Origin of the sequence: Embleya scabrispora (assembly GCF_002024165.1) — a bacterium.
Classification (GTDB): Bacteria; Actinomycetota; Actinomycetes; order Streptomycetales; family Streptomycetaceae; genus Embleya; species Embleya scabrispora_A.
Genome location: NZ_MWQN01000001.1, coordinates 5,972,749 through 5,995,429, shown reverse-complemented (window position 1 = coordinate 5,995,429; position 22,681 = coordinate 5,972,749). Strand labels below are relative to the sequence as shown.

At 71.1% G+C, this 22,681-nt stretch carries 16 protein-coding genes; 11 read left to right on the top strand and 5 right to left on the bottom strand.

Annotation, left to right across the window (positions count from 1 at the left end; translation table 11 throughout):
• Positions 1 to 16: 16 nt before the first annotated feature.
• The gene (gene lysA / locus B4N89_RS26275; protein ID WP_078978266.1) at positions 17 to 1,327 is read right to left on the bottom strand and encodes a diaminopimelate decarboxylase; all 1,311 of its coding nucleotides are present in this window, start codon (positions 1,325 to 1,327) and stop codon (positions 17 to 19) included.
• 183 nt (positions 1,328 to 1,510) lie between these two features.
• Between lysA and B4N89_RS26270 the strand changes: the two genes are divergently transcribed.
• Positions 1,511 to 3,079 carry a helix-turn-helix domain-containing protein gene (locus tag B4N89_RS26270; RefSeq protein ID WP_235618795.1) on the top strand — a complete coding sequence of 523 codons (1,569 nt, stop codon included), beginning with the start codon at positions 1,511 to 1,513 and terminating at the stop codon, positions 3,077 to 3,079.
• On the opposite strand, the gene B4N89_RS26265 is transcribed toward B4N89_RS26270, so the two are convergent.
• Together B4N89_RS26265 and B4N89_RS26260 are read right to left on the bottom strand one after the other, a co-directional pair.
• A complete protein-coding gene (locus tag B4N89_RS26265; RefSeq protein WP_161500814.1) occupies positions 3,064 to 4,656 on the bottom strand; it encodes a serine hydrolase domain-containing protein in 1,593 nt (530 codons plus the stop codon). The two genes, B4N89_RS26270 and B4N89_RS26265, sit on opposite strands and share 16 nt — an antisense overlap.
• Positions 4,656 to 6,149 (bottom strand): APC family permease, encoded by a 1,494-nt coding sequence (locus B4N89_RS26260; protein WP_078978263.1) that lies wholly within the window; start codon positions 6,147 to 6,149, stop codon positions 4,656 to 4,658. The genes B4N89_RS26265 and B4N89_RS26260 overlap by 1 nt, the downstream gene beginning before the upstream one ends.
• A 282-nt stretch (positions 6,150 to 6,431) precedes the next feature.
• Here B4N89_RS26260 and B4N89_RS26255 point away from each other — a divergent pair, with 282 nt between their 5' ends.
• Positions 6,432 to 7,133 carry an HNH endonuclease family protein gene (locus B4N89_RS26255; protein ID WP_235618794.1) on the top strand — a complete coding sequence of 234 codons (702 nt, stop codon included), beginning with the start codon at positions 6,432 to 6,434 and terminating at the stop codon, positions 7,131 to 7,133.
• A gap of 409 nt (positions 7,134 to 7,542) precedes the next feature.
• Here the strand turns inward: B4N89_RS26255 and B4N89_RS26250 are convergent, their stop codons facing one another.
• Positions 7,543 to 8,040 carry a GbsR/MarR family transcriptional regulator gene (locus tag B4N89_RS26250; protein ID WP_078978261.1) on the bottom strand — a complete coding sequence of 166 codons (498 nt, stop codon included), beginning with the start codon at positions 8,038 to 8,040 and terminating at the stop codon, positions 7,543 to 7,545.
• Positions 8,041 to 8,157: 117 nt separating this feature from the next.
• Here B4N89_RS26250 and B4N89_RS26245 point away from each other — a divergent pair, with 117 nt between their 5' ends.
• Both B4N89_RS26245 and B4N89_RS26240 read left to right on the top strand, forming a co-directional pair.
• On the top strand, positions 8,158 to 9,081 hold the full coding sequence (locus B4N89_RS26245) for an ABC transporter ATP-binding protein (RefSeq protein WP_078978260.1): 924 nt from the start codon (positions 8,158 to 8,160) through the stop codon (positions 9,079 to 9,081).
• Positions 9,078 to 10,724, top strand: a complete 1,647-nt coding sequence (locus B4N89_RS26240; protein ID WP_078978259.1) for an ABC transporter permease — start codon at positions 9,078 to 9,080, stop codon at positions 10,722 to 10,724. The genes B4N89_RS26245 and B4N89_RS26240 overlap by 4 nt, the downstream gene beginning before the upstream one ends.
• Positions 10,725 to 10,767: 43 nt before the next feature.
• On the opposite strand, the gene B4N89_RS26235 is transcribed toward B4N89_RS26240, so the two are convergent.
• Positions 10,768 to 12,234 (bottom strand): sugar porter family MFS transporter, encoded by a 1,467-nt coding sequence (locus tag B4N89_RS26235; RefSeq protein WP_101897355.1) that lies wholly within the window; start codon positions 12,232 to 12,234, stop codon positions 10,768 to 10,770.
• A 390-nt stretch (positions 12,235 to 12,624) separates the two neighbouring features.
• On the opposite strand from B4N89_RS26235, the gene B4N89_RS26230 reads away from it, so the two are divergent.
• From B4N89_RS26230 to B4N89_RS26200, 7 genes are all read left to right on the top strand, one after another.
• Entirely contained in the window at positions 12,625 to 14,973 is a 2,349-nt protein-coding gene (locus tag B4N89_RS26230; protein WP_078978257.1) for a M4 family metallopeptidase, read from the top strand.
• A 360-nt stretch (positions 14,974 to 15,333) separates the two neighbouring features.
• Positions 15,334 to 16,545, top strand: a complete 1,212-nt coding sequence (locus B4N89_RS26225; protein WP_078978256.1) for an ROK family transcriptional regulator — start codon at positions 15,334 to 15,336, stop codon at positions 16,543 to 16,545.
• A 351-nt stretch (positions 16,546 to 16,896) separates the two neighbouring features.
• The gene (locus B4N89_RS26220) at positions 16,897 to 18,186 is read left to right on the top strand and encodes an ABC transporter substrate-binding protein (protein WP_078978255.1); all 1,290 of its coding nucleotides are present in this window, start codon (positions 16,897 to 16,899) and stop codon (positions 18,184 to 18,186) included.
• 4 nt (positions 18,187 to 18,190) lie between these two features.
• Positions 18,191 to 19,156 (top strand): carbohydrate ABC transporter permease, encoded by a 966-nt coding sequence (locus B4N89_RS26215; protein WP_078978254.1) that lies wholly within the window; start codon positions 18,191 to 18,193, stop codon positions 19,154 to 19,156.
• Positions 19,157 to 19,238: 82 nt separating this feature from the next.
• Positions 19,239 to 20,144 (top strand): carbohydrate ABC transporter permease, encoded by a 906-nt coding sequence (locus B4N89_RS26210; protein ID WP_078978253.1) that lies wholly within the window; start codon positions 19,239 to 19,241, stop codon positions 20,142 to 20,144.
• Positions 20,141 to 21,427: a 6-phospho-beta-glucosidase gene (locus B4N89_RS26205; protein WP_078978252.1), complete on the top strand. Its 1,287-nt coding sequence runs from the start codon at positions 20,141 to 20,143 to the stop codon at positions 21,425 to 21,427. The genes B4N89_RS26210 and B4N89_RS26205 overlap by 4 nt, the downstream gene beginning before the upstream one ends.
• Positions 21,415 to 22,449 carry an N-acetylglucosamine kinase gene (locus B4N89_RS26200; protein ID WP_078978251.1) on the top strand — a complete coding sequence of 345 codons (1,035 nt, stop codon included), beginning with the start codon at positions 21,415 to 21,417 and terminating at the stop codon, positions 22,447 to 22,449. The genes B4N89_RS26205 and B4N89_RS26200 overlap by 13 nt, the downstream gene beginning before the upstream one ends.
• Positions 22,450 to 22,681: the final 232 nt, after the last annotated feature.

The window sequence follows — 22,681 nt, the reverse complement described above, 5'->3', positions numbered from 1 at the left end:
ACCACGCGTTCGACCGTCACGGGTTCGGAGCCCACGAGGGCAGGTCCCGCCGCATCAGGTCGGCGTAGGTCTCGCGGCGCACCACGGCGCGGTGCGCGCCGTCGCGGACGAAGACCAGCGGCGGGCGGCGCGCGCCGTTGTAGTTGTTGCTCAGCGCGTAGGTGTAGGCGCCGGTGACCGGCACGGCGATCAGATCCCCCACGCGCGGGTCCGCCAGCGGGACGCCGGCGCTGAGGGTGTCGCCGGACTCGCAGTGCCGGCCCACCAGGCGGCACAGCTCGCCCTCGCCCGTCGGGCGGTCGGCGACGGCGGCCTCGAAGCGCTGCTGGTAGAGGGAGACTTCGAGGTTGTCGCCCATACCGCCGTCGACGGCGACGAAGGTGTGTCCCCCGCCGCGCTTGACGGAGACGACCCGGTACAACGAGACGCCGGATTCGGCGACCATCGAGCGGCCCGGCTCGACGAGGATGCGGGCGTCGGCGGGCAGCAGGCGCCGGGCGACGTCGGTGACCGCGTCGAGGTACGCCTCCACCGTGGGCGGTCGATCGGCGTAGGTGTAGCGCGATCCGAGGCCGCCGCCCAGGTCGTAGACGGCGAACTCGCCGAGTTCGGCGACCGCTTCGACGGCCTGCGCGAAGGGTGCCAGGTCCAGGATCTGCGACCCGACGTGCACGTGGACGCCGTCCAGCCGCAGCCGGTCGCTGCCGCGCAGTCGCGCGATCGCCTCCCGGGCCTGCGGCAGGGGCAGACCGAACTTGGAGCCGTTCTGGCCGGTGGACACGGCGGCGTGGGTGTCGGGGCGGATGCCGGGTGTGAGCCGGACCAGTACTCCCTGCTCCACCGCGGTGCCGGCGAGGATCTTCTCCAGCCGGTCGATGTCGTCGAAGTTGTCGACGACGATCGTCCCGGCGCCGGCCTCGACGGCGAGGCGCAGTTCCTCCTCGGTCTTGGCGTTGCCGTGCACGACCAGCCCGGCCGGGTCCGCGCCTGCCGCGAGGGCGAGGGTCAACTCGCCACCGCCGGCCACGTCGATGCCGATGCCCTCCTCCGCGAGCAGCCGCATGACGGCGGTGCAGGGGAATGCCTTGGAGGCGAAGGTGACGCGGGAGTTCGGCCAACGGGCGGCCAGGCCGTCGGCGTACCGGCGGGCGCGGGCGCGTACCGACGCCTCGTCGAGGATCAGCGCTGGGGCGCCGTAGGACTCGGCGAGTTCGGCCGCCCGTACGCCGCCGATGACCAGTGCGCCGCTCCCGTCCCGGGTGGTCCCGGGCGGGAACAACCCCAGCAGTGCCCGACCCGCCTGCGTCTGCGTCTGTGTCGCTGCCATCCGCGCTCCTTGTGCCGGTGATCCGTCCCGCTCTCCCGTCATGCTCGCGCTCCGATCACTGTGGATCATCGTTGACATCGTCAATGTGGGCCTCCCAGACTTGACGCCCACCACAGTCCGTCGAGTCGGGAGTGCACGATGCGGGAGTCCGGCGCCCGGGGGAACCCGCCTGTCCGTCAGCTTGTGGACAACATCGGTCCGGCGCTGCTGCGCCTGGTTCAGGAGGGGACCGGCGGCGGGCCGCTCACCGACGTCGCCATCCATGCCCCCGGTGCGCCGACACAACTCGGACCCGGGTGCGTGGTGTTGGGGGTCGGCGTGACCACGGAGGCCGAGTTGCGCGAGCTGACCGCGGCCATGCGGCAGGCCGGCGCGGAGGTGCTGGCGGTCAAGGCTCCGGTGCCGTCGTCGGCCGACGACGCGCCGGCGATCATCGAGGTCAACCGGGACGCGTCCTGGATGCACGTGGCGACGACGGTGCGCGAGCAGCTGCTCGCGGATGCGCGGACACGTGTGCGCTCGGCCGACAGCGGCGCGGAGCTGTTCGCACTGGCGAACGCCATCTACGAGGCCGTCGGCGCCCCGGTCACCATCGAGGACCGCTTCTCCGCGCTGGTCGCCTGGTCGCGTGGGCAGGACCGGACCGACTCCGAGCGAATCGAGACCATCCTGGGGCGGGCCGTGCATCAGCGCACGCTCGCCGAACAGCGCGCGCGCCAGGAGTTCGAGCGGCTCCATGCCGGCACCGAACCGGTGTACATGGCGGCGACCGGGGCGGGCCGGCTGGCAAGGGTGGCGATCGCGGTCCGGGCCGGTTCGGACGTCCTCGGCTACATCTGGGCCGCCGTCACCGGGCCGCTCGACGAAGAGGCCACGGCCCGGTTGCGCGAATTCGCGCCCGTGGTCGCCCTGCAACTGGTGGGTCTGCGCACGGAGACCGGCTACGCCCGCCGCCAGCGCGGCGAGCTGGCCGCCGCGGTACTCGGCGGGGCCGCCGACCCGGTCGAGGCCGGCCGGCTCCACCTGGGCCCCGGCCCGATCTGCGTCCTGGCCGCGGCCCCACGGGCGGCCGGAGACGCGGGCTCCGACGCGCCGGCCGCCGCCGGGCTGCGCCGGTTCGCCGACACGCTGGAGTACTTTCTGGCGGCGGTGCACCCGCGTTCAGCCGTGGTGACCGGCACCGGAGTGGTGTACGTACTGGCCGCCTGGCCCGCGGAACATGCCACGGCCGCGGAGTCGGCCGTCGCCCTGGCCCGCGACTTCCTCGCCCGGACCCCATTGGCCGGTGACTACGTGGTCGCCGTCGGCGGCCCGGCCGAATCGATGGGCCGGGTCGCCGACGTGCGGGCGCAGGCGGACGCCGCGTTGCGGGCGCTGCGGCATCCGGCCGTCCGCGGACCGGCCGTGCGCACCGTGGAGGACACGGCGCTGGCGGTGCTGCTCCTGCACCTCGCCGACGCGACCGAGGCGCTGGGTCTGCCGGAGGCCGGCGGCGCGCTGCGGCGGCTGCGCCGGGAAGAGGGCAGCGATGGTCCGCTGGCGGCGACCCTGGCCGCCTACCTCGCCGCCGCGGGAGCCACCGACACCGCGGCCGAGGCCCTGCACATCCACCCCAACACCATGCGTTATCGGCTGCGCCGCATCCGCGAGGTCTCCGGGCTCGACTTCGCCGATGCCGACGCCATGCTGCTCGCGCACCTCCAACTGCGGGTGCGCGAGCTGCGGACGAGCGCTTCTCACGACTCCGGCTGATCCCGGAACGAGCGCGTGTAGCGGCACCCGTCCACGTCGACCCAGAGCACCGCGCCGTCCGGGGCGGGTCCCGCCGTCAGTCGCTCCGGCAGCCGGGGGTCGGCTCCGACGCGGAACGTCTCGTCGTCGAGCGGAACGAGTTCCGGTTCGTCGTACGGCGCTTCCACGCCGGTCGCGGCGATCATGTGCAGGCGTCCCGCCCGTTGCACGATGTCGAAAGCGGGATACCAGGGGGTGTAGCTCCGGTAGCGACCCACGAGTGCGCGCGGTGGGGCGGTCGGCGCGGAGGGGCCTGGGCCCAGTGACTCGGGTCCGTAGAGCCAGCGTCCGTCCCAGGAGTGGTGGTAGGCGGACCACTTCGGGTGGTCGCACACCAGCCGCCCGTCCCCCGCGTCGTACAGCTTGCCGGTCACCCCTTCCGAGGTGAGCGAGAGGCGATCGTCTCCGACGGACTCGACGCGGATCCCACGCGGCGCCGTTCCGTGGACCCCGACGTAGCGCCGGGCGTCGGGGATCCGCTCCGGGTCGAACAGCGCCGGGTCCGCCGGGGCTCCCTGGACGACGGCGAGCGCATGGCGGGCGAAGCGGCTGATGATCTGGCACTCGCCGGGGGCGTTGGTCAGCACGGCGACACCGTGCCCGCCGTCGATGTCGACGGCGAGGTACGAGCGGTATCCGACCATCCCGCCGGCGTGTGTCAGCCAGGTGCGGCCGTCGATCGTTTCCACGCCCACGCCGCACGCGTAGTCGGGACCGACCGTGTCGGCCGGCATCGTGAGGAGCTGTCGGAAACGCTCGGGCTCGACGATCGTGGCTCCGTCCAGGGTGCCCCGGCCCAGCAACATGCGGGCGAACCGGCCCAGGTCGGAAGCGGTCGCCAGGACGTTCCCGTCGGCCGACGCGTACTCGAAGAAGCCGGCCGGCGCGAGCGGGGCCGACGGCAGCGGCGGGCGGTCGTCGCGCAGGAACCGGTATCCGGTGGCGAGTTCGGCGATCTCCTCGTGGACGATCCGCGCCGCCGAGTCGCGCATGCCCAGGGGCCGCAGCAGCCGTTCGGTCATGGCGTCCGCCGTCGACTGCCCCGTCACCTGCTCGACGATCAACCCCAGCAGGTTGTAGCCCTCGTTGGAGTAGTGGAACAGCTCACCCGGTTCGACCCAGGTCCGCGCATCGCGCAGCGCGTAGCCGCGTGCGGCGGCATCGGGCAGCGCGTCGGCCCCGGCCACCAGGCCGGAGGTGTGCTGGAGAAGGTGGCGGACGGTGATCGCGCGGGAGCCGCCGTTCGGGGCGAACCAGGGCAGGTGATCGGCGACGGCCGCGTCGAGGTCCACCTTCCCCTCGTCCGCCAGTACGCCGAACAGGAAGGCGGTGAAGGTCTTGCTGATGGAGCCGATCTCGAAGCGCGTGCGACGCGAGATCGGCGCCCCGGACTCCGCGTTCGCGAATCCCGCGGTGACGAACGCCGACTCGCCGCTCCCGTCGACGACGCTGATCGCGATCCCCGGCACCGGCCACCGGGTCCGCAACTGCTCCGCAAGGCCCGAGAGCACTTGGTGCACGTCCGGTTTCACATCCATCAGACACTCGCTTTCCGAGAACCGAATCCCGCGAAACGGTCCGGACCCAACTCGACCCGGGAGGAGTCGATCTCGGCGTCCGGCCGATCGCCTTTGACGAAACGTCGGCACAGTGGGTACAGCAGCACGGCCACTAGCGCCACCACGACACTCGTGGCGAACGTCGCGGGCTCGTCGACCGCCGTACTCCATGCCAGGTACACGATCATCGCCGTGGGCAGCGCGACGACCAGGACCGCCCCGGGCCAACCGCCGGGGACGCGAACCGGCCGCGACATCTGCGGATACCTCCAGCGCAGGACCAGAAAGGCCGCGAATTCCAGCAGGATCGAGGCCAGGGTGAGCAGCACCGTGGCCCGCAGGATCGAGCCGAAGTCGACGGCGGCGAGCACGATGACGACGGTGGTGCTGGCCGCCAGCGCACCCACGGGCGTGTTGAAGCGTCTGCTGTCCCGGGCCATCCAGCGCGGCAGGTACGCGTCGGCGGCGAGCGCCCGCGGGACCCGGGTACTGGTCAGCAGGATCGCCATGAACAGCCCGACCAGGGAGAGCGCCGATCCCAGCGAGATCAGCACCTTCAGCCAGATTCCACCCAGGGCGTCACCGACCACGACGAAGTCGCCCTGGACCCAGTCGGCGGGCGAATCCCGGTGCAACCCGCTGCCGACGGCGGCGATGGTGGGCAGCAGGTAGGCGGTGATGATCAGCGGTACCGAGATGAGCAGGGCCCGGGTGTAGGTCCGGTGCGCGTCGGCGACCTCGCCCAGCACGGTGCTCGGACCGTCGAAGCCGAGGTAGAGCCACACGATCACGCCGAGCGCGCCGGCCACCGACGAGTGCACGCTTTGATCCGGCACCGTGAAGGGCGAGAGCACGTCGATCCCGTTGCCGACCGCGTGCCGGATGCCGAGGACCGTCAGCACCGCGAACGGTGTGAGGATCACCAGCATCATCCCGACCGAGTACTCGCTCACCGCCTTCGAGCCGCGGTAGTTCAGGTACGCCATCGGGAGGATGAGGGCGACGGTGACGATCCAGTGCAGGTCCACGACGAAACCGCCGTGGAACAGGTCCACGATCACCAGGCCCTTCCCGCGGGCGATGTCGGGGGCCCACGTGGCCAGGTAGTCGACCAGCAGGATCGGATAGAGGGCGAGGTTCAGCACGGACCCGATCGAATTCCAGGCTCCGAACACGAATGCCGCACCTTTGCCGAGCGCGATCTTCGTCCAGTGGTAGTAACCGCCGTCGACCGGTATCGCGGCACTCAACTCCGCTGCCACCAGCGCGTTGGGGACGCCGAAGACCACCGGCACCAGGACGATCATCAACAGGGTCATGCCCGGACCGGCGGCGGCGAGTGAGTTTTCGAGCCCGAAGGGGCCGCCGGACACCGTGAAGAAGAAGATTCCGACCAGGGGCAGTACGCCGAGCGTGCGTCTGCCGGCCGCGGGCGCCGACCGCGGAATCTCCGACGGTATTCGTTCGCTCATCCTGGGCTCCACTCTCCGTTCGCGCCTGGTCGGCACAACGTACGGGGGAGTACCGGGGCCGTCGTCGTCGCTCCCGTCAAAGCGGCGGCTCCCGGATTGTCGCCGCCACCAACCCCGGGCCGCGATCCACCCGGAACACGCCGAGGCCCGATCCGCCCATGCCGGTCCACTCTTTCGAGTGGCCTGATCCGCGTCGTCGCCTATCCCGTCCCGGCAGTCGCTACAACGGGACCGCGAACCTGATCACGACGACTCCGGGGCGACACGATGACGACGACTCACATGACGGTGACGAGGACGAGGACCACCGGGCGCCGGATGGCCTCCCTTGTGGTGGCGGCCACGAGCATCGGCGCGCTGCTGTTCACGCCGGGCACGGCGGTGGCGGCGCCGGCCACGGGCGCGGCGGCGTCGGCCACGCGCATTCCGCTACGGGACGCGATCGCCAATCTCCGGGTGGCGGAGGAGGATCGTTCCGGCTACGACCGGTCCGCGTTCCGGCATTGGATCGACGCGGACAAGAACGGCTGCACGACCCGCCACGAGGTGCTGATCGACGAGGCGGTGAACCCGCCCGAGATCGGCGCCAAGTGCGCGTTGACCGGCGGCCGTTGGTACTCCTATTACGAGGACGCCTACGTCGACGGCGCGGCCGGTCTGGACATCGACCACATGGTCCCGCTTGCCGAGGCGTGGGACTCGGGCGCATCCGCGTGGACTCCGAAGCAGCGTGAGGCGTATGCCAACGACCTCGACCAGCCGCGGGCGTTGGTGGCCGTGACGGGGAAGTACAACCGCTCCAAGGCCGATCAGGACCCGAGCACGTGGCTGCCGCCGTATGAGGGGGCGCGCTGTACGTACCTGACGGACTGGGTGACCGTGAAGACCAAGTACGACTTGGCGGTCGACCCGACCGAGTTCGACACGCTCCAGCGCCTGAGCGCGCAGTGTCCCAACGTGCCGATCGAGCCCGGCACGCTCTGAGGGCCCTCATGCGCCGGGCGGGCTGGGCTGGGTCGGCTTCGGCGAACCGGGCTGCCGTTCGCGGGTGCCTGCGCGGGCGTCCTCAAACGCCGGACGGGCTGAGATGGGTTCGGCGAACCAGGTCGCCGTTCACGCATGCTTGCGCAGGCGTCCTCAAACGCCGGACGGGCTGAGATGGATGGGTTCCGCGAACCGGGCTGCCGTTCACGAATGCCTGCGCAGGCGTCCTCAAACGCCGGACGGGCTGAGATGGATGGGTTCCGCGAACCGGGCTGCCGTTCGCGGGTGCCTGCGCGGGCGTCCTCAAACGCCGGACGGGCTGAGATAGGTGGCTTCGGCGAGCCAGGCTGCCGTTCGCGCGTACTTGCGTAGGCGTCCTCGAACGCCGGACGGGGTGCCGGGGGGTCGGTCAGGGGCTGGGGTGTTTGGTGGTTCGGGAGCGCCAGCGTTGCATTACTCCGATGAATTCTTCCTGGAGGAAGGCGAAGAAGTCGGCGGATTCCAGGGCTCGGGCGCCTGCCGGGGTGTCCGGGCCCAGGGATTGGGCGCCGTCTCGCAGGATCGCCTCGAAGCGGCTCAGGAGTTTGTCGCGCTCGCCGTAGGTCTCGTACCAGAGTTCGTCGTGCAGGCAGTAGCGGTCCCGCCGCGAACCCGGCTCGCGTTCGCGGTGGACCATCCGTACCTGGGTGAGATAGCCGATCGCCGAGGACACCGCCGCCGGGCTGATCCGCAGCGACTCGGCCAGTTCGGCCGAGGTCATGCTCGCCGAGTCGGCCGCCAGGAGGGCTGCGAACACTCGCGCGCCCATCCGCTGCATGCCCGCATCCGTCAACTCGCCCGCGAAGCGCTCGACATAGCGCGCGACGGCCGCCTCGTCGCGCTTCGCCACCGACTCTTCTTCTCGCATCCGGCTCACCTTACGACCACCCTCCGGGCACCCACGAAGCACGCTGCTGCTCCGTCTTCATGATTCTTGACTTTCCTTAACTTCACAACTTTCTGAAGGACGCGTATGTTCTGAAACATGAACACGGCGATCAGCGTCTCCGGTCTGCACAAGTCCTTCGGACGCACGCACGCCCTCGACGGCCTGGATCTCCAGGTCGCGACCGGCGAGGTACACGGCTTCCTCGGCCCCAACGGCGCCGGCAAGTCCACGACCATCCGCGTCCTCCTCGGCCTGATCCGCGCCGACCGGGGCGACGTCACCCTCCTCGACGGCGACCCGTGGCGCGACGCGGTGGCCCTGCATCGGCGGATCGCCTACGTACCGGGCGACGTCACCCTCTGGCGCAATCTCAGCGGCGGCGAGGTGATCGACCTGTACGGCCGGCTGCGCGGCGGCCTGGACCCGGCCCGGCGCGCCGACCTGCTGGAGCGGTTCGAACTCGATCCGACCAAGAAGGGCCGCGCCTACTCCAAGGGCAACCGGCAAAAGGTGGCCCTGGTCGCCGCGTTCGCCTCCGACGTGGACGTCCTGATCCTGGACGAGCCCACCTCCGGCCTGGACCCGCTGATGGAGGAGGTCTTCCGCACCTGCGTCGCCGAGGAACGCGACCGCGGCCGCACCGTGCTGCTGTCCAGCCACATCCTGGCCGAGGTCGAGGCGCTGTGCGATCGGGTCAGCATCATCCGCAACGGACGCACCGTCGAGTCCGGTTCGCTCACCGACCTGCGCCACCTGAGCCGGACCACCGTACGCGCCCAACTCACCGGCCCGGCCGACGGCCTGGCCGACCTCCCTGGCGTCCACGACCTGCGCGGCGAAGCCGACCACACCGTCCTCCAGGTGGACAACGAGCACCTGAACCCGGTGCTGCGCCGGCTGGCCGACATCGGCGTACGCGGCCTGACCAGCAGCCCGCCCACCCTGGAGGAGTTGTTCCTGCGCCACTACCGCACCGAGGACACCCGGCCCGCGCCGGAGCACGCGGCGGTGTCGCGATGACCGCCGCCACCATCGCCGCCGCCCCCACCGCGTCGGCCCGCCACCTCGCCGGCACCCCCACCCTCATCCGCCTCGCGCTGCGCCGCGACCGCGTGTTGATCCCGGTCTGGGTGGTGGCCCTGGTCGGCACCCTATCCAGCACCGAACGCTCCCTCGAAAAGTTGTACGACACCGCCGCCGAGCGCGCCGACGTCGCACACGACATGAACGCCAACGGCTCGTTCCGGGCCCTGTACGGCGCGGTCTACGCCGACTCCTACGGCGCCCTCACCGTCTGGCGCGTCGGCGCCACCGTCGCCCTGCTCGCCGGACTGATGAGCGTGCTCGTGGTGATCCGGCACACCCGTGACGAGGAGGAGACGGGCCGCCAGGAGGCCCTGTCCGCCGCGATGGTCGGCCGCCGCGCGCCCCTCACCGCGGCCCTGGTCGGCGCCGCCCTGGCCAACCTCGCGCTCCTGGTCCTGTGTACCGCCGTCCTGCGCGGCGCCGGCCAACCCACCGCCGGCTCCCTCGCGTTCGGCACCGCCGTGGCGCTGACCGGCATGGTCTTCGCCGGCATCGCGGCGGTGGCCGCGCAACTGACCGAGAACACCCGCCTCGCCCGCGGCATCGCCGTCGCCGCCCTCGGCGTCGCCTTCGTCCTGCGCGCCGCGGGCGACGCGGCGCGGCCCGCGGCCGACGGGGGCAGCCATCCACTCGTGTGGGCGACCCCGCTCGGCTGGGCCGAAAACGTCCGCCCCTTCGCCGGCGACCGCTGGTGGGCCCTGCTCCCCTCCGCCGCCCTCGCGGCCGGGTGCGCCGTGCTCGCGTACGCCCTCGCCGGTCGGCGCGACATCGGCGCCGGTTTCATCCGCCCACGCCCCGGACCGGCCCACGCCCCCTCGTCGTTGGCCGGCGTATACGGCCTGGCCTGGCGCCTCCACCGCGGCACCCTCGCGGCCTGGGCGGTCGGCCTCGCCTTCGGCGGCGCGGTGTTCGGCGGCATCGCCGACGGCGCCAAGGACATCGTCGGCGACAACGACGGCACCCGTGACCTGGTCCGCCGCATGGGCGGCCACGTCGACCTGACCGACGCGTTCCTGTCCACCCTGATCGGCCTGCTCGGCCTGATCTGCGTGGTGTTCGCGGCCGGTTCGATCCTGCGCCTGCGCGACGAGGAGACCGCCGCCCGGGCCGAACCGCTGCTCGCCAACGCGGTCGGCCGACTGCGCTGGGCCGGCGGACACCTGCTGGCCGCCTACCTCGGTACGGCCGTCGTCCTGACCGCCGGCGGCCTCGCGATGGGCCTGTCGTACGGGATCACCGTGGGGGATGTTTCCGGCCAACTCCCCCGCGTCCTGCTCGCCACCCTGGCCCAGACGCCCGCCGTGTGGGTGATGACCGGCCTGGCCGTCCTGATCGTCGGCGCGCTGCCCCGCCTCACCCCGGCGGTCTGGGGCCTGGTCGGCCTGGTCATCGCACTCGGCTGGCTCGGCCCGGCGCTGAAGTTGCCGCAGGCGCTCCTGGACGTATCACCGTTCGCCCACCTGCCGAAGCTGCCCGGCGCCGACGTCACCGCCACGCCGTACGCCTACCTGCTCACCCTCGCCGCCATCCTGCCCATCGTGGGCCTGACCGGCCTGCGCCACCGCGACCTCGACTGAGCCGAAGCCCGAGCCGCACCTCGACCCAGGCCGGCCCCGGCCCTCACCCCATCTCCTCCAACGTCTTGCCCTTCGTCTCCGGCACGAACTTCAGCACGAACGGGATCGACAACACCGCGAAGCACGCGTACATCACATACGTGGCCGACAGATTCCAGTCCGACAACGTCGGAAACGACACCGTGATCACCCAGTTCGCGATCCACTGCGCCGACGCCGCCACCCCCAGCGCCGCCGCGCGGATCCGGTTGGGGAACATCTCGCCGAGGAAGACCCACACCACCACGCCCCACGACAGCGCGAAGAACAGCACGAACGAGTGGGCCGCGATCAGCGCGACGGTGCCCTCGGTGTCCGGGAGCTTGATGTTCTCGCCCTTCCCGGTGCGGGCCGAGAAGGCCCACGCCACCAGGCCGAGCGAGATCGCCATGCCCGTCGAACCGACCAGCGCGAGCGGCTTGCGGCCCACCCGGTCGACCAGCGAGATGGCGATGAGCGTGCCGATGATATTGATGATCGAGGTGGTGAACGAGTACAGGAACGAGCTGTTCGGGTCGATGCCCACCGACTGCCACAGCGACGCCGAGTAGTAGAAGATCACGTTGATCCCGACGAGCTGCTGAAACACCGACAGCCCGATGCCGATCCACACGATCGGCAGGAACACGAACCCGCCGCCGCCCAACAGGTCCTTGAACGTGGACTTGTGCTCGCGCCGCATCGCGTCGCGGATCTCCGCCACCCGCGCGTCCAGGTCGACGCCGTCGGCCTCGACCTCGGCGAGCACCTTCCGCGCCTGGGCCTCCCGCCCGACGGAGAGCAGGAAGCGCGGCGACTCGGGGATGGTGAAGGTGAACAGGCCGTACAGCACGGCCGGCAGCACCATCACGCCGAGCATCACCTGCCACGCCTCCAAGCCGAAGATCACCTTGCCGCGCTGGTCGTCGTCGGCCAGGTTGAGGATGCCCCAGTTGACCAACTGGGAGACCGCGATGCCGGTGACGATGGCGGCCTGCTGGAACGAGCCGAGCCGGCCGCGATAGGCCGGCGGGGCGACCTCGGCGATGTACGCCGGACCGATCACCGAGGCCATCCCGATCGCCGTACCGCCCAGAACCCGCCACAGGGCCAGGTCCCACAGCGCGAACGGCAACGCGGATCCCACCGCGCTGGCCGCGAACAGCACGGCGGCGATCTGCATCACCCGGATGCGTCCGATCCGGTCGGCGATCCGGCCGGCGATCGCGGCCCCGATCGCGCAACCGACCAGCGCGGCGGCGACCACCTGGGCGAGCAGGCTGGAACCCGGCGAGAACTTGCCCCGGATGCCCTCGACCGCGCCGTTGATCACCGAACTGTCGTAGCCGAAGAGGAATCCGCCCATGGCGGCGGCGGCCGTGATGAAGATGACGTGGCCGAGGTTCTCCGAATAGCCGCCGCCGGAACCACCGCCCGAGGCTCCGTCGCCACCGCCGCTCGACTGCCCGGTCGTCGCTGTGCTGCCGGCCAACGTCGCCTCCTGGATCCGTGCGTCCGTGCGGGTCGGTGCGCCCCGCACGAGTCGGGACGCCCCGTCCCGACCCGGTGCGCCCGTCCGGTCCGGGGCGGCCCGTACGGTGTCCCGGATCCGGCCCGGTTGCCGGATCTTGAGAGTTGCCCGATATTTCGCCGCTAATCATCGGCAGGCGGCCGGAAGGCGTTCCCCGGGATCCCGTTCGGCCCCGAGCATTTGCCAGAACTAGCCGATCGCCGCCGGGCGCTTCTCCGCCGCCCCACACCCGTGTGAGTGTTTCGCTCGCTCGGGCACGTACCCGGCCTGCACGGTCGCCCGTGTCGCTCCCCAGCGCCGCGGTGCACGTCGGCGACGTGGTCGAGGCATGTCCCCTCCCAAGGAGCCTCGATGAATCGCAGAACGACCACGGCCGGGACCGTCCTCGCCCTGATCGCCGGCCTGGCGATCGGCGCGGCCGGCTCGTCCTCGGCCGGTACCGACGAACTTTCCACCCCTCCCCCCGCAAGCTCGCAGGACAAGGCGGTATCCGCCGCCGACCGGGCAGTCGCGAACGGTCTGGACGCCCTGGCGAAGGGCCCGGACGAGAAGTTCGAACGTCAGCTCGTCACCCCCTGGATCAACGACCTGTACTCGGTCGCGTACCAGCGCACCTACCGCGGCCTGCCGGTCGTCGGCGGCGACGCGGTGGTCATGGCCGACGGTCAGGGCCGGGTCCGCGGGACCCAGGCCGCGACCAGCGCGCAGATAGCCGTCCCGACCCGGGCGACCGTGGCCGCCGGTACCGCCGAGGCCACGTCCAAGGCGCAGCTTCCGGTCGTGGACAAGGTCGAATCGCACCGCCTCGTCGTCCACGTCCTGGACGGCAACAGCAACCTGGCGTGGGAGACGGTGGTCGCCGGCCGTACCGACACCGCCCCCAGCCGCCTGCACGTGTTCGTCGACGCGAACACCGGCCAGGTCCTCGACAAGGTCGACGACGTCAAGGCGGGCACCGGCAACAGCCAGTGGAACGGCCCCAATCCGCTGACCATCCAGACCAGCGGTTCGGGCAGCTCCTACTCCCTGCGCGACACCACCCGCCCGGGGCTGAGCTGCGCCGACAACGCCACCGGCCAGGTCTTCACGAAGTCCACCGACTCGTGGGGCAACGGTCAGGCGTCGAGCAAGGAGACCGGCTGCGTCGACGTCATGTGGGCGGCGCAGAAGGAATGGAACATGCTCAAGGACTGGCTGGGTCGCAACGGCCACAACGGCAGCGGCGGCAGCTGGCCGGTCAAGGTCGGCCTGAACGACGTCAACGCCTACTGGGACGGCTCCTCCGTCTCCATCGGCCACAACCAGTCCAACCAGTGGATCGGTTCGATGGACGTCGTGGGCCACGAATTCGGCCACGGCATCGACCAGTTCACCCCCGGCGGCACCAGCCGCGAGGCCGGACTCGGCGAGGGCACCGGCGACATCTTCGGTGCGCTGACCGAGGCGTACACCGCCGAGCCGTCGCCGTACGACACACCCGACTACACCGTCGGCGAGACCGTCAACCTGGTCGGTCAGGGCCCGATCCGCTACATGTACAAGCCGTCCACCAACGGCGACCCCGACTGCTACAGCTCCTCGATTCCCAGCACCGAGGTACACAAGGCGGCCGGACCGCTGAACCACTGGTTCTACCTGCTGGCCGAGGGCACGGCCGCCAACGGTCCCGGCAAGCCCGGCAGCCCGACCTGCAACCAGACCACCCTGTCCGGCGTCGGCATCCAGCAGGCGGGCAAGGTCTTCTACGGCGGCATGCTGCTCAAGACCAGCGGCATGACCTACAAGAAGTACCGCACCACGACGCTGACCGCGGCGAAGAGCCTCGACCCGACCTGCGCGCTGTTCAACAAGACCAAGGCCGCGTGGGACGCCGTCAGCCTGCCGGCCCAGACCGGCGACCCGACCTGCGTCGGCAACCCGGACGACTTCTCCCTCTCGCTCAACCCGACCTCGGGCAGCGTGCAGCCCGGCGGTGACGTCACCACCTCCGTCGCCACCGCGACCACGGGTGGCAACGCACAGCAGCTCACCCTGTCCACCGGGACCCTGCCCAGCGGCGTGACCGCCGTGTTCACCCCGGGCACCGTCCAGTCGGGCGGCAGCTCGTCGCTGAAGTTCACGGCGAGTTCGGGTGCGGCCCAGGGGACGTTCCCGATCACGATCACCGCAACCGGCACCGCCACCACGCACAGCGCGCAGTATCAGCTGACGGTCGGTTCCGGTCCGGGCAACCCCGACTTCTCCCTCTCGCTCAACCCGACCCAGGGCACCGTGACGCCCGGCGGGGATGTCACCACGTCGCTGACCACGGCGACCATCAGTGGCACCCCGCAGCAGCTCACGCTGGCCGCCGGGGGCCTGCCCGGCGGCGTGACCGCCGTGTTCACTCCCGACACCATCCAGTCCGGCGCGTCGTCGTCGCTGAAGTTGTCCGCCAGTTCCGCGGCGACGCCGGGCACGTACACGGTGACGGTCACCGCCACCGGCACCGGCACCACGCACAGCGTGGACTACCGGTTGACGGTCGGCACCGGTCCGGGCAACTGCTCCGCACCCGCCTGGGACGCCAACACCGTCTACGTGGGCGGCAACACGGTCTCGTACCAGGGGCACACCTACCGCGCCAAGTGGTGGACCCAGGGCGAGACTCCCGGAACGACCGGACAGTGGGGGGTGTGGCTCGACCTCGGACCGTGCTGAGGACGCCGGCCCGCGCGCAACCCGCGCGAAGTCGAGGCGATCCGTGGGTATCTCGGGTCGGTAGTACCCACCGGTAGCCCCCGTCCGCAGCTCCACCCCTGGTTCCACTCGTAGTTCCATCCGTGGTTCCACTCGTGGTTCCCGTTTCCGGTTTTTCGATCGTGCTGCCCGGCAGGCCCGCAGGTGGGCCTGCCGGGCAGCCGCACGTCGGGGCCCTTCGCCGGCCCGAGTGGACGGACTCCCTTGTCGGGCAAGGCGAACGACCTTGCCGGACACCCTTGACAGTGCCGAGAGAGCGGGCCTAATTTCCTCTACAACTCTTAGGAAGGTTTCCTAACAGTGGCGAAAGGGAGACCGCTCATGGCCGGGAGCACCGAGCGCGGCGCGGCAGCGTCCGGGCGGGAGCAGGCCGGGCGGCCGAGCCTTTTGCGGGCCATCAACGACCGGGCCGCGCTCGAACTCCTCTTGCGGCACGGGCGGCTGTCCCGGGGCCAGATCGGCTCGATGACCGGTTTGTCGAAGCCGACCGCCTCCCAGCTGCTCTCCCGCCTGGAGGCGGCGGGCCTGGTCGTCGGGGTCGGTACCACCGAGGGCGGCCGGGGGCCCGGCGCCCAGTTGTACGAGATCAACCCGGCGGCGGGGCACGTCGCGGGCCTGGACGTCACACCCGCCCGGATCCGGGTGGCCATCGCCGATCTGACCGGGCGGGTGGTGGGCGAGCACGAACTGTCCACCCCTCGCCGGGAGTCGGCCGATACTCCGGGAAGGATCCGGGAGGCGGTCCGGGCCGCCGCCAAGCCGGCCGGGCTCGACCTCGCCGATCTCGCGCACATGGTGATCGGCATCCCGGGCGCGTTCGACCCGACCACCGAGCAGTTCCGCTACGGCCGCCACCTCGCGGGCTGGCACTCCCCCGGGGTGCTGGACCAGATCCGCGAGGCGCTGGGCCTGACAGTGGACGTGGAGAACGACGTCAACCTCGCCGCGCTCGCCGAGCAGCGGGACGGATCGGCCCGCGACGCGGGCGACTTCGTGCTGCTGTGGGTCGACGAGGGAATCGGCTGCGCGATCGTGATCGGCGGCCGACTGCACCGAGGCTCGACCGGCGGCGCGGGCGAGGTCGGCTACATGCCGATGCCCGGCGCGCCGCTGCCGCACGACGTCAGCCGGCGCAATACCGGCGGCTTCCAGCAACTCGCGGGCGCCCCCGCGGTGTTGTCCCTGGCCCGCGCCTACGGCGTGGGCAGTCGTACCGCGCCCCAGGCCGTCGCCCGGGCGGTGCGGGCGACCGAACCGCGCGGCGGCGCCTTCCTCGACGAGCTGGCGAACCGGCTGGCGGTGGGGATCGCGGTGATCGTCTCGGTCCTGGATCCGGGGCTCGTCGTGTTGTCGGGGGCCATCCCGATGGCCGGCGGCGAAGCGCTGCGCTCACGCGTGGTGGACGAGTTGCACCGCCTCGCGATCCCGCGCCCACGCGTCGTGCTCGGCGACGTCCCCGCCAACCCCGTGCTCACCGGCGCCGTGCACGCGGCGCTCGACGTCGCCCGCGACGTCGTCTTCACCACGACCTGACGCACCACGGCACCGCCCGCAGGCCCCACCCGCACGCACACCCGGTACGCCCACCTCATACACGCACGCCCGTCCTCGTACGCCCATCCCCGTACGCGCGCCACCCGACGCCGACCATCGCCGCGACCCGTCGGCACCCGGGCGTATCCCGCCTCGGGCCCACCCTCGCCCGGGCACACCCCCGTCCAGGCACACCTCAGCGCCACCGGCAGCACCAGTACCACCGCCAGGACCACGGCGCCGCTCGTCCCGGCCGCGCCGCCGCCATCTCCGGAGGAGGACCCAGTGCACAGACTCCCACGGCTCCGTCGTTCCCTCACGACCCTCGCGTGCGCCGCCACGCTCGCCCTGATGGCCTCCGCGTGCGCCGGCGACGACGGCGGCTCGGGGTCCGGCACCGGCGCCTCGGAGGCGCCCGACAAGAAGGTCACCATCACCTTCTGGCACGGCTGGAGCGCCGAGAGCGAGACCAAGGCCGTCAAGGACCTGGTCGCCAAGTTCAACGCGTCGCACCCGAACATCACGGTCAAGATCGTCTCCAACGTGACCGACGACAAGATCACCCAGGGCATCCGCTCGGGCAAGGGCCCGGACGTGGTCTCCTCGTTCACCACGGACAACGTCGGCCAGTTCTGTTCGTCGGGCTCGTGGATCGACCTCGCGCCGTGGCTGGCGCAGTCCAACATCGACCCCGCCACCACCTTCCCGAAGGCGGTGATGGACTACACCCAGTTCCAGGGCAAGCGCTGCGCGCTGCCGCTGCTCGCGGACTCCTACGGGCTCTACTACAACAAGGACATGTTCGCCGCGGCGGGCATCGCGGGGCCGCCGAAGACGATGTCCGAACTCGTCGAGACCGCCAAGAAGCTCAATCAACTCAACGGCGACGGCACGTTCAAGGTCGCGGGCTTCCTGCCCACCTTCCACGCCTACGAGTTCACTCCGGCGCACGTGCTCGCCCAGTACGGTCCGACCTACCAGACGCCCGACGGCAAGTCGGCCCTGTCCAAGGACCCGAGCGTCCCGCAGTTCCTCGCCTGGCAGAAGCAATTCGTGGAGAGCCAGGGCGGGTTCGACAAGCTGGAGAAGTTCCGCACCACCTTCGGTGAGGAGTTCTCCGCGGAGAACCCGTTCATGAGCGGCAAGCTCGCGATGACCATGGACGGCGAGTGGCGCACCGCGATGATCGCGAAGGACGCGCCGAACCTGAACTACGGCACCGCGCCGTTCCCGGTCCCGGACGACCAGCAGGACAAGTACGGCCGCAGCTACCTGACCGGCACCACCATCGGCATCGCCAAGTCCAGCCACCACCAGCGGGCCGCCTGGGAGTTCGTCAAGTTCGTCACCACCGACACCGACGCGCTGAACCAGCTCGCGGGGGCGATCCACAACGTGCCCACCACCAACGCCGCGCTGGCCGCGTCGCCGCTGGCGAACGACGAGCACTTCAAGCCCTTCATCGACGCCTTCAAGCACCCGGCGAGCAACACCACGCCCGCCAGCCCCAACGGGGGCAAGTACCAGGTGACGTTCCAGGAGTTCGCGTACAAGTGGGAGGCCGGCGGGGGCGGCGACCCGAGCAAGGGCCTGGCCGATCTGGACAAGCAGATCGACACCGACGTGGCCCAGGTCCAGTGATCCGATGACCACGACCGCCCCCGCGGCGGCGAAGGTCCCGGCGGCGCTGCGCAGGCAGCGCCGCCGGCGGAACCTGCGCACGCTGGCGTTCCTGTCCCCGTGGCTGATCGGCTTCTCGGTCTTCTTCGCGTATCCGCTCGGCGCGACCGTGTACTACTCGTTCACGCGCTACGACCTGATCAACCCGCCCGTGTGGGTGGGCACCCGCAACTGGAACTACGTCCTCAACGACTATCCGGCGCTGTGGCAGGCGTTGCGCAACACGCTGTGGCTGGTCGTGGTGATGGTCACCCTGCGGGTGATCTTCGGGCTCGCTCTGGGCATGCTGGCGATCCGGCTCAAGAGCGGGGCCGGGTTGTTCCGCACACTGTCCTATCTGCCGTATCTGGCGCCGCCGGTGGCCGCCACGATCGGCTTCGCGTTCCTGCTCAACCCCGGTACCGGACCGGTGAACAACCTGCTCGGCGACGCCGGACTGCCGCAGCCGGGCTGGTTCACCGACCCGGACTGGTCCAAGCCGGCACTCACCCTGCTCGCCCTGTGGGGCATCGGCGACCTGCTGGTGATCTTCACCGCGTCGCTGCTCGACGTGCCGCGCGAGCAGTACGAGGCGGCCGAGTTGGACGGTGTCGGGCCGTGGCAGAAGTTCCGCTACGTCACCTGGCCCGCGATCACGCCGGTGGTGCTGTTCGCGGTGGTCACCGGGGTGATCCAGACGATGCAGTACTACACGCAGGCGATGGTCGCCGGGAAGGTCGCCAGCGGCATCATCGGCAACTCCGGCCAGCCGTTCGAGCCGGGGTATCCGCAGGGCACCACGCTGACGCTGCCGCAACTCGTGTACCAGGAAGGGTTCTCCACCTTCAACACCGGTGCGGCGTGTGTGATCTCGCTGATCCTGTTCGCCATCGCGATGGCGTTCACGTTCGTGCTGCTTCGGCGGCGGTCGGGGCTGTTGGACGACGACTGAGCCCGGCTGCCCGTTCCTCGGCGAAACACCCTGCCGAAACCTCGAGTTCGACGATCCACCGTGCCCAGAAGGGATCGGTTACATGGCCCAGACCGTCACGGTCGAGGCGGCCGGCGTCGTGCCGCCGCCCGTGCCCGCCCGGACACCGGCGCAGCCGCATCGGCGCAAGCGTGTACTGAGCTGGATCGGCGTGCACACGCTCGCCGTCACCGCCGTGCTGTTCTTCATCCTTCCGTTCGTGTTCCTGTTCCTGACCTCGGTGATGTCCGACAAACAGGCGTTGACCAGCCACCTGTGGCCCACGTCGTGGGAGTGGGGCAACTACACCGAGGTGATGAAGACCCCCGGCTTCGGCACGTGGTGGCGCAACACGCTGATGTACGCCGGGCTCGGCACCCTGTTCACCGTGGTCTCCAGCCTGCCGGTGGCCTACGCGCTGGCCAAGTTCCGGTTCCGCTTCCGGGGCGTGGCGCTGATGCTGGTGATCTCGTCGATGATGTTGCCGCCCCAGGTGATCGTCATCCCGATGTACATCTTCTGGGCCAAGCAGATGCACCTGAGCGGGACGTTGTGGCCGCTGATCATCCCGATGGCCTTCGGCGACGCGTTCACCATCTTCCTGCTCCGCCAGTTCCTGCTCACCATCCCGTCCGAGTACCTGGACGCGGCCCGGGTGGACGGGTGCGGCGAGCTGCGCATCCTGATCTCGATCGTGCTGCCGATGATCCGGCCGGCGATCGCGGCGGTGGCGCTGTTCCAGTTCTTCTATTGCTGGAACGACTACTTCGGTCCACAGGTGTACGCCTCGGAGAATCCGGGCGCGTGGACGTTGTCGTACGGCCTGGAGTCGTTCAAGGGCGCACATCAGGTCAATTGGAATCTCATGATGGCCGCCACCCTCTTGGTGATGGCGCCGGTGATCCTCGTGTTCTTCTTCGCCCAGAAGGCGTTCATCGAGGGCGTGACACTGACGGGAGTAAAGGGTTGAAGCTTGCGGTGGTGGGCGGTGGGTCCACCTACACTCCCGAACTCGCGGACGGCCTCGGCCGCTTGCGCGAGACCTTGCCGGTCGACGAACTCGTGCTCGTGGACCCGGTGTTGGAACGCCTGGAATCGGTCGGCGCGGTCGTGCGCCGCATCCTGGCCCGCTACGGACACCCGGCCCGGGTGGTGTTGACCGACGACCTGGACGCGGGCGCCGAGGGGGCCGACGCGGTGCTCTTCCAGCTCCGGGTGGGCGGTCAGCAGGCCCGGGCGCAGGACGAGGCGTGGCCGCTGGACTGCGGCTGCGTGGGGCAGGAGACCACCGGGGCGGGCGGCCTGGCCAAGGCGCTGCGCACGGTGCCGGTGGTGCTGGACGCGGCCGAGCGGGTCCGCCGGGTCGCGCCGCAGGCGTGGATCGTGGACTTCACGAACCCGGTGGGCATCGTCACCCGGGCGCTGCTCGACGCGGGCCATCGTGCGGTGGGGTTGTGCAACGTCGCGATCACCTTCCAGCGGCGTTTCGCCGCGTTGTTGGACGTGGCGCCGGATCGGCTGCGCCTGGACCATGTCGGGCTCAACCACCTGACCTGGGAGCGGGGCATCCACGTGGTGGACGACCTGGGCGCGCCCGGGCCGGACCTGCTGCCGCGCCTGCTGGCCGAGCACGGGGCCACGATCGCGGCGGACATCGAGTTGCCGGTGGATCTGATGTACCGGCAGAACACGGTTCCCTCCTACTACTTGCGCTACTTCTACGCACACGACGCGGTGGTGTCCGCGCAGCGGCACACCGGTTCGCGAGCCGAGGAGGTGGCCGCGATCGAGCGCGAACTGCTGGAGCTGTACAAGGATCCGACCCTGGACACCAAGCCGGAGCTTTTGGAGCGCCGGGGCGGGGCGTACTACTCGGAGGCGGCGGTGGCGCTGGTCGCGGCGCTGATGGGCAAGGGCACCGACGAGGCGGCCCGGGTCCAGGTCGCCGACGTGCGCAACAACGGCATTTTGCCGTTCCTGCCGGACGACGCGGTGATCGAGGTGCAGTCCCGGATCGACGCGAACGGCGCGACGCCGCTGCCGGTGGCGCCGGTGGGGCCGTTGCAGGCCGGGCTGATCGCGCATGTCGCGGCGTACGAGGAGTTGGCCTTGGACGCGGCGCTGCACGGCGGGCGGGACCGGGTGTTCACCGCGTTGTTGGCGCACCCGCTGGTCGGGCAGTACGACATCGCCGAGTCGCTCACCGATCGGCTCCTTGCCGCGGGCAAGGAGCACCTTCCGTGGGCGCGGTGACCGGGGACGCCTCGCCCCCGCCGGCACCGGCCGTGCTCGCGATCGACGCGGGCAATTCGAAGACCGATGTCGCGGTGGTCGACGCGGACGGTCGGGTATGGGGCCGGGCGCGGGGGCCGGGCTACAAGCCGTACGTGCTCGGCCACGAAGCGGCGGCGGAGGCGGTCGCCGAGCTGGTCGAGGAGGTACTGCGGGCGGCGGCGGGGGTCGGGCCGGTGGAGCATGTCGCGGCCTACCTGGCCAACATCGACCTGCCGGTGGAGGAGTTGCGGCTGCGCAAGGAGTTCGAGGATCGGGGGTGGAGCCGGACGGTCACCGTCGGGAACGACACCTTCGCGGTGCTGCGTTCGGGCACGGACGCGCCGCGCGGGGTCGCGGTGGTGTGCGGCGCGGGGATCAACTGTGTGGGTCTGCTGCCGGACGGGCGCACCGCGCGCTTCCCGGCCCTCGGGCGGATGACCGGCGACTGGGGCGGCGGGATCGGCCTGATGGAGGAGGTGATGTGGTCGTCGGTACGGGCCGAGGACGGTCGGGGGCCGGCCACGGCACTGGCGGCGGCCACGTCCGAGCACTTCGGCCTGCCGTCGGCGACCGCGGTGGCCGAGGCGGTGCACCTGGGCGAGCTGCCGGCCGAGCGGCTGCACGAACTGGTTCCGTTGTTGTTCCGGGTGGCCGAGGCGGGCGACCCGGTGGCGGGCGAGGTGGTCGAGCGGCAGGCGGCCGAGATCGCGGTCCTGGCGGTGACGGCGCTGGGTCGGCTGGACCTGCTGGGCGAGGCGGCCGACGTCGTCCTGGGCGGCGGCGTGCTGGCCGCGGAGCCGCCGCTGCTGATGGCGGCGGTGGCCCGGCGGGTGTTGGGGGTCGCGCCGAGGGCGGTGCTGAAGGTCGCGTCGGATCCTCCGGTGGTGGGCGCTGCCCTGCTCGGACTCGATCGCCTGCGCGGCGAGGGCCGGGCGCCAGTTGACGAGGACGGGGCGGCGGAGCGGCGGCTGCGGGAAGGGTGGTCGGCGGGGGTGGGCTGAGCGGGCGGTCGGCGTCGGTGCGGGAGGGGGACGGGGGTCGGGGGTCGGGGGGAGACGGGGAGACGGGGAGACGGGGGCGGGCGGTCCGGATCGGGCCGGCCGGGGGTGGCCGGGGCGTCGGGCGGGCGTCGCGCCGGCCGGCTTCGGAGCGCGGGGGGCGTGACCGCTTCGGGGCGTGGCCACGTGGCGGCATGCGGCCGCTGTCTGTCCGGGGCCAGTGTGCGCGGGCCCG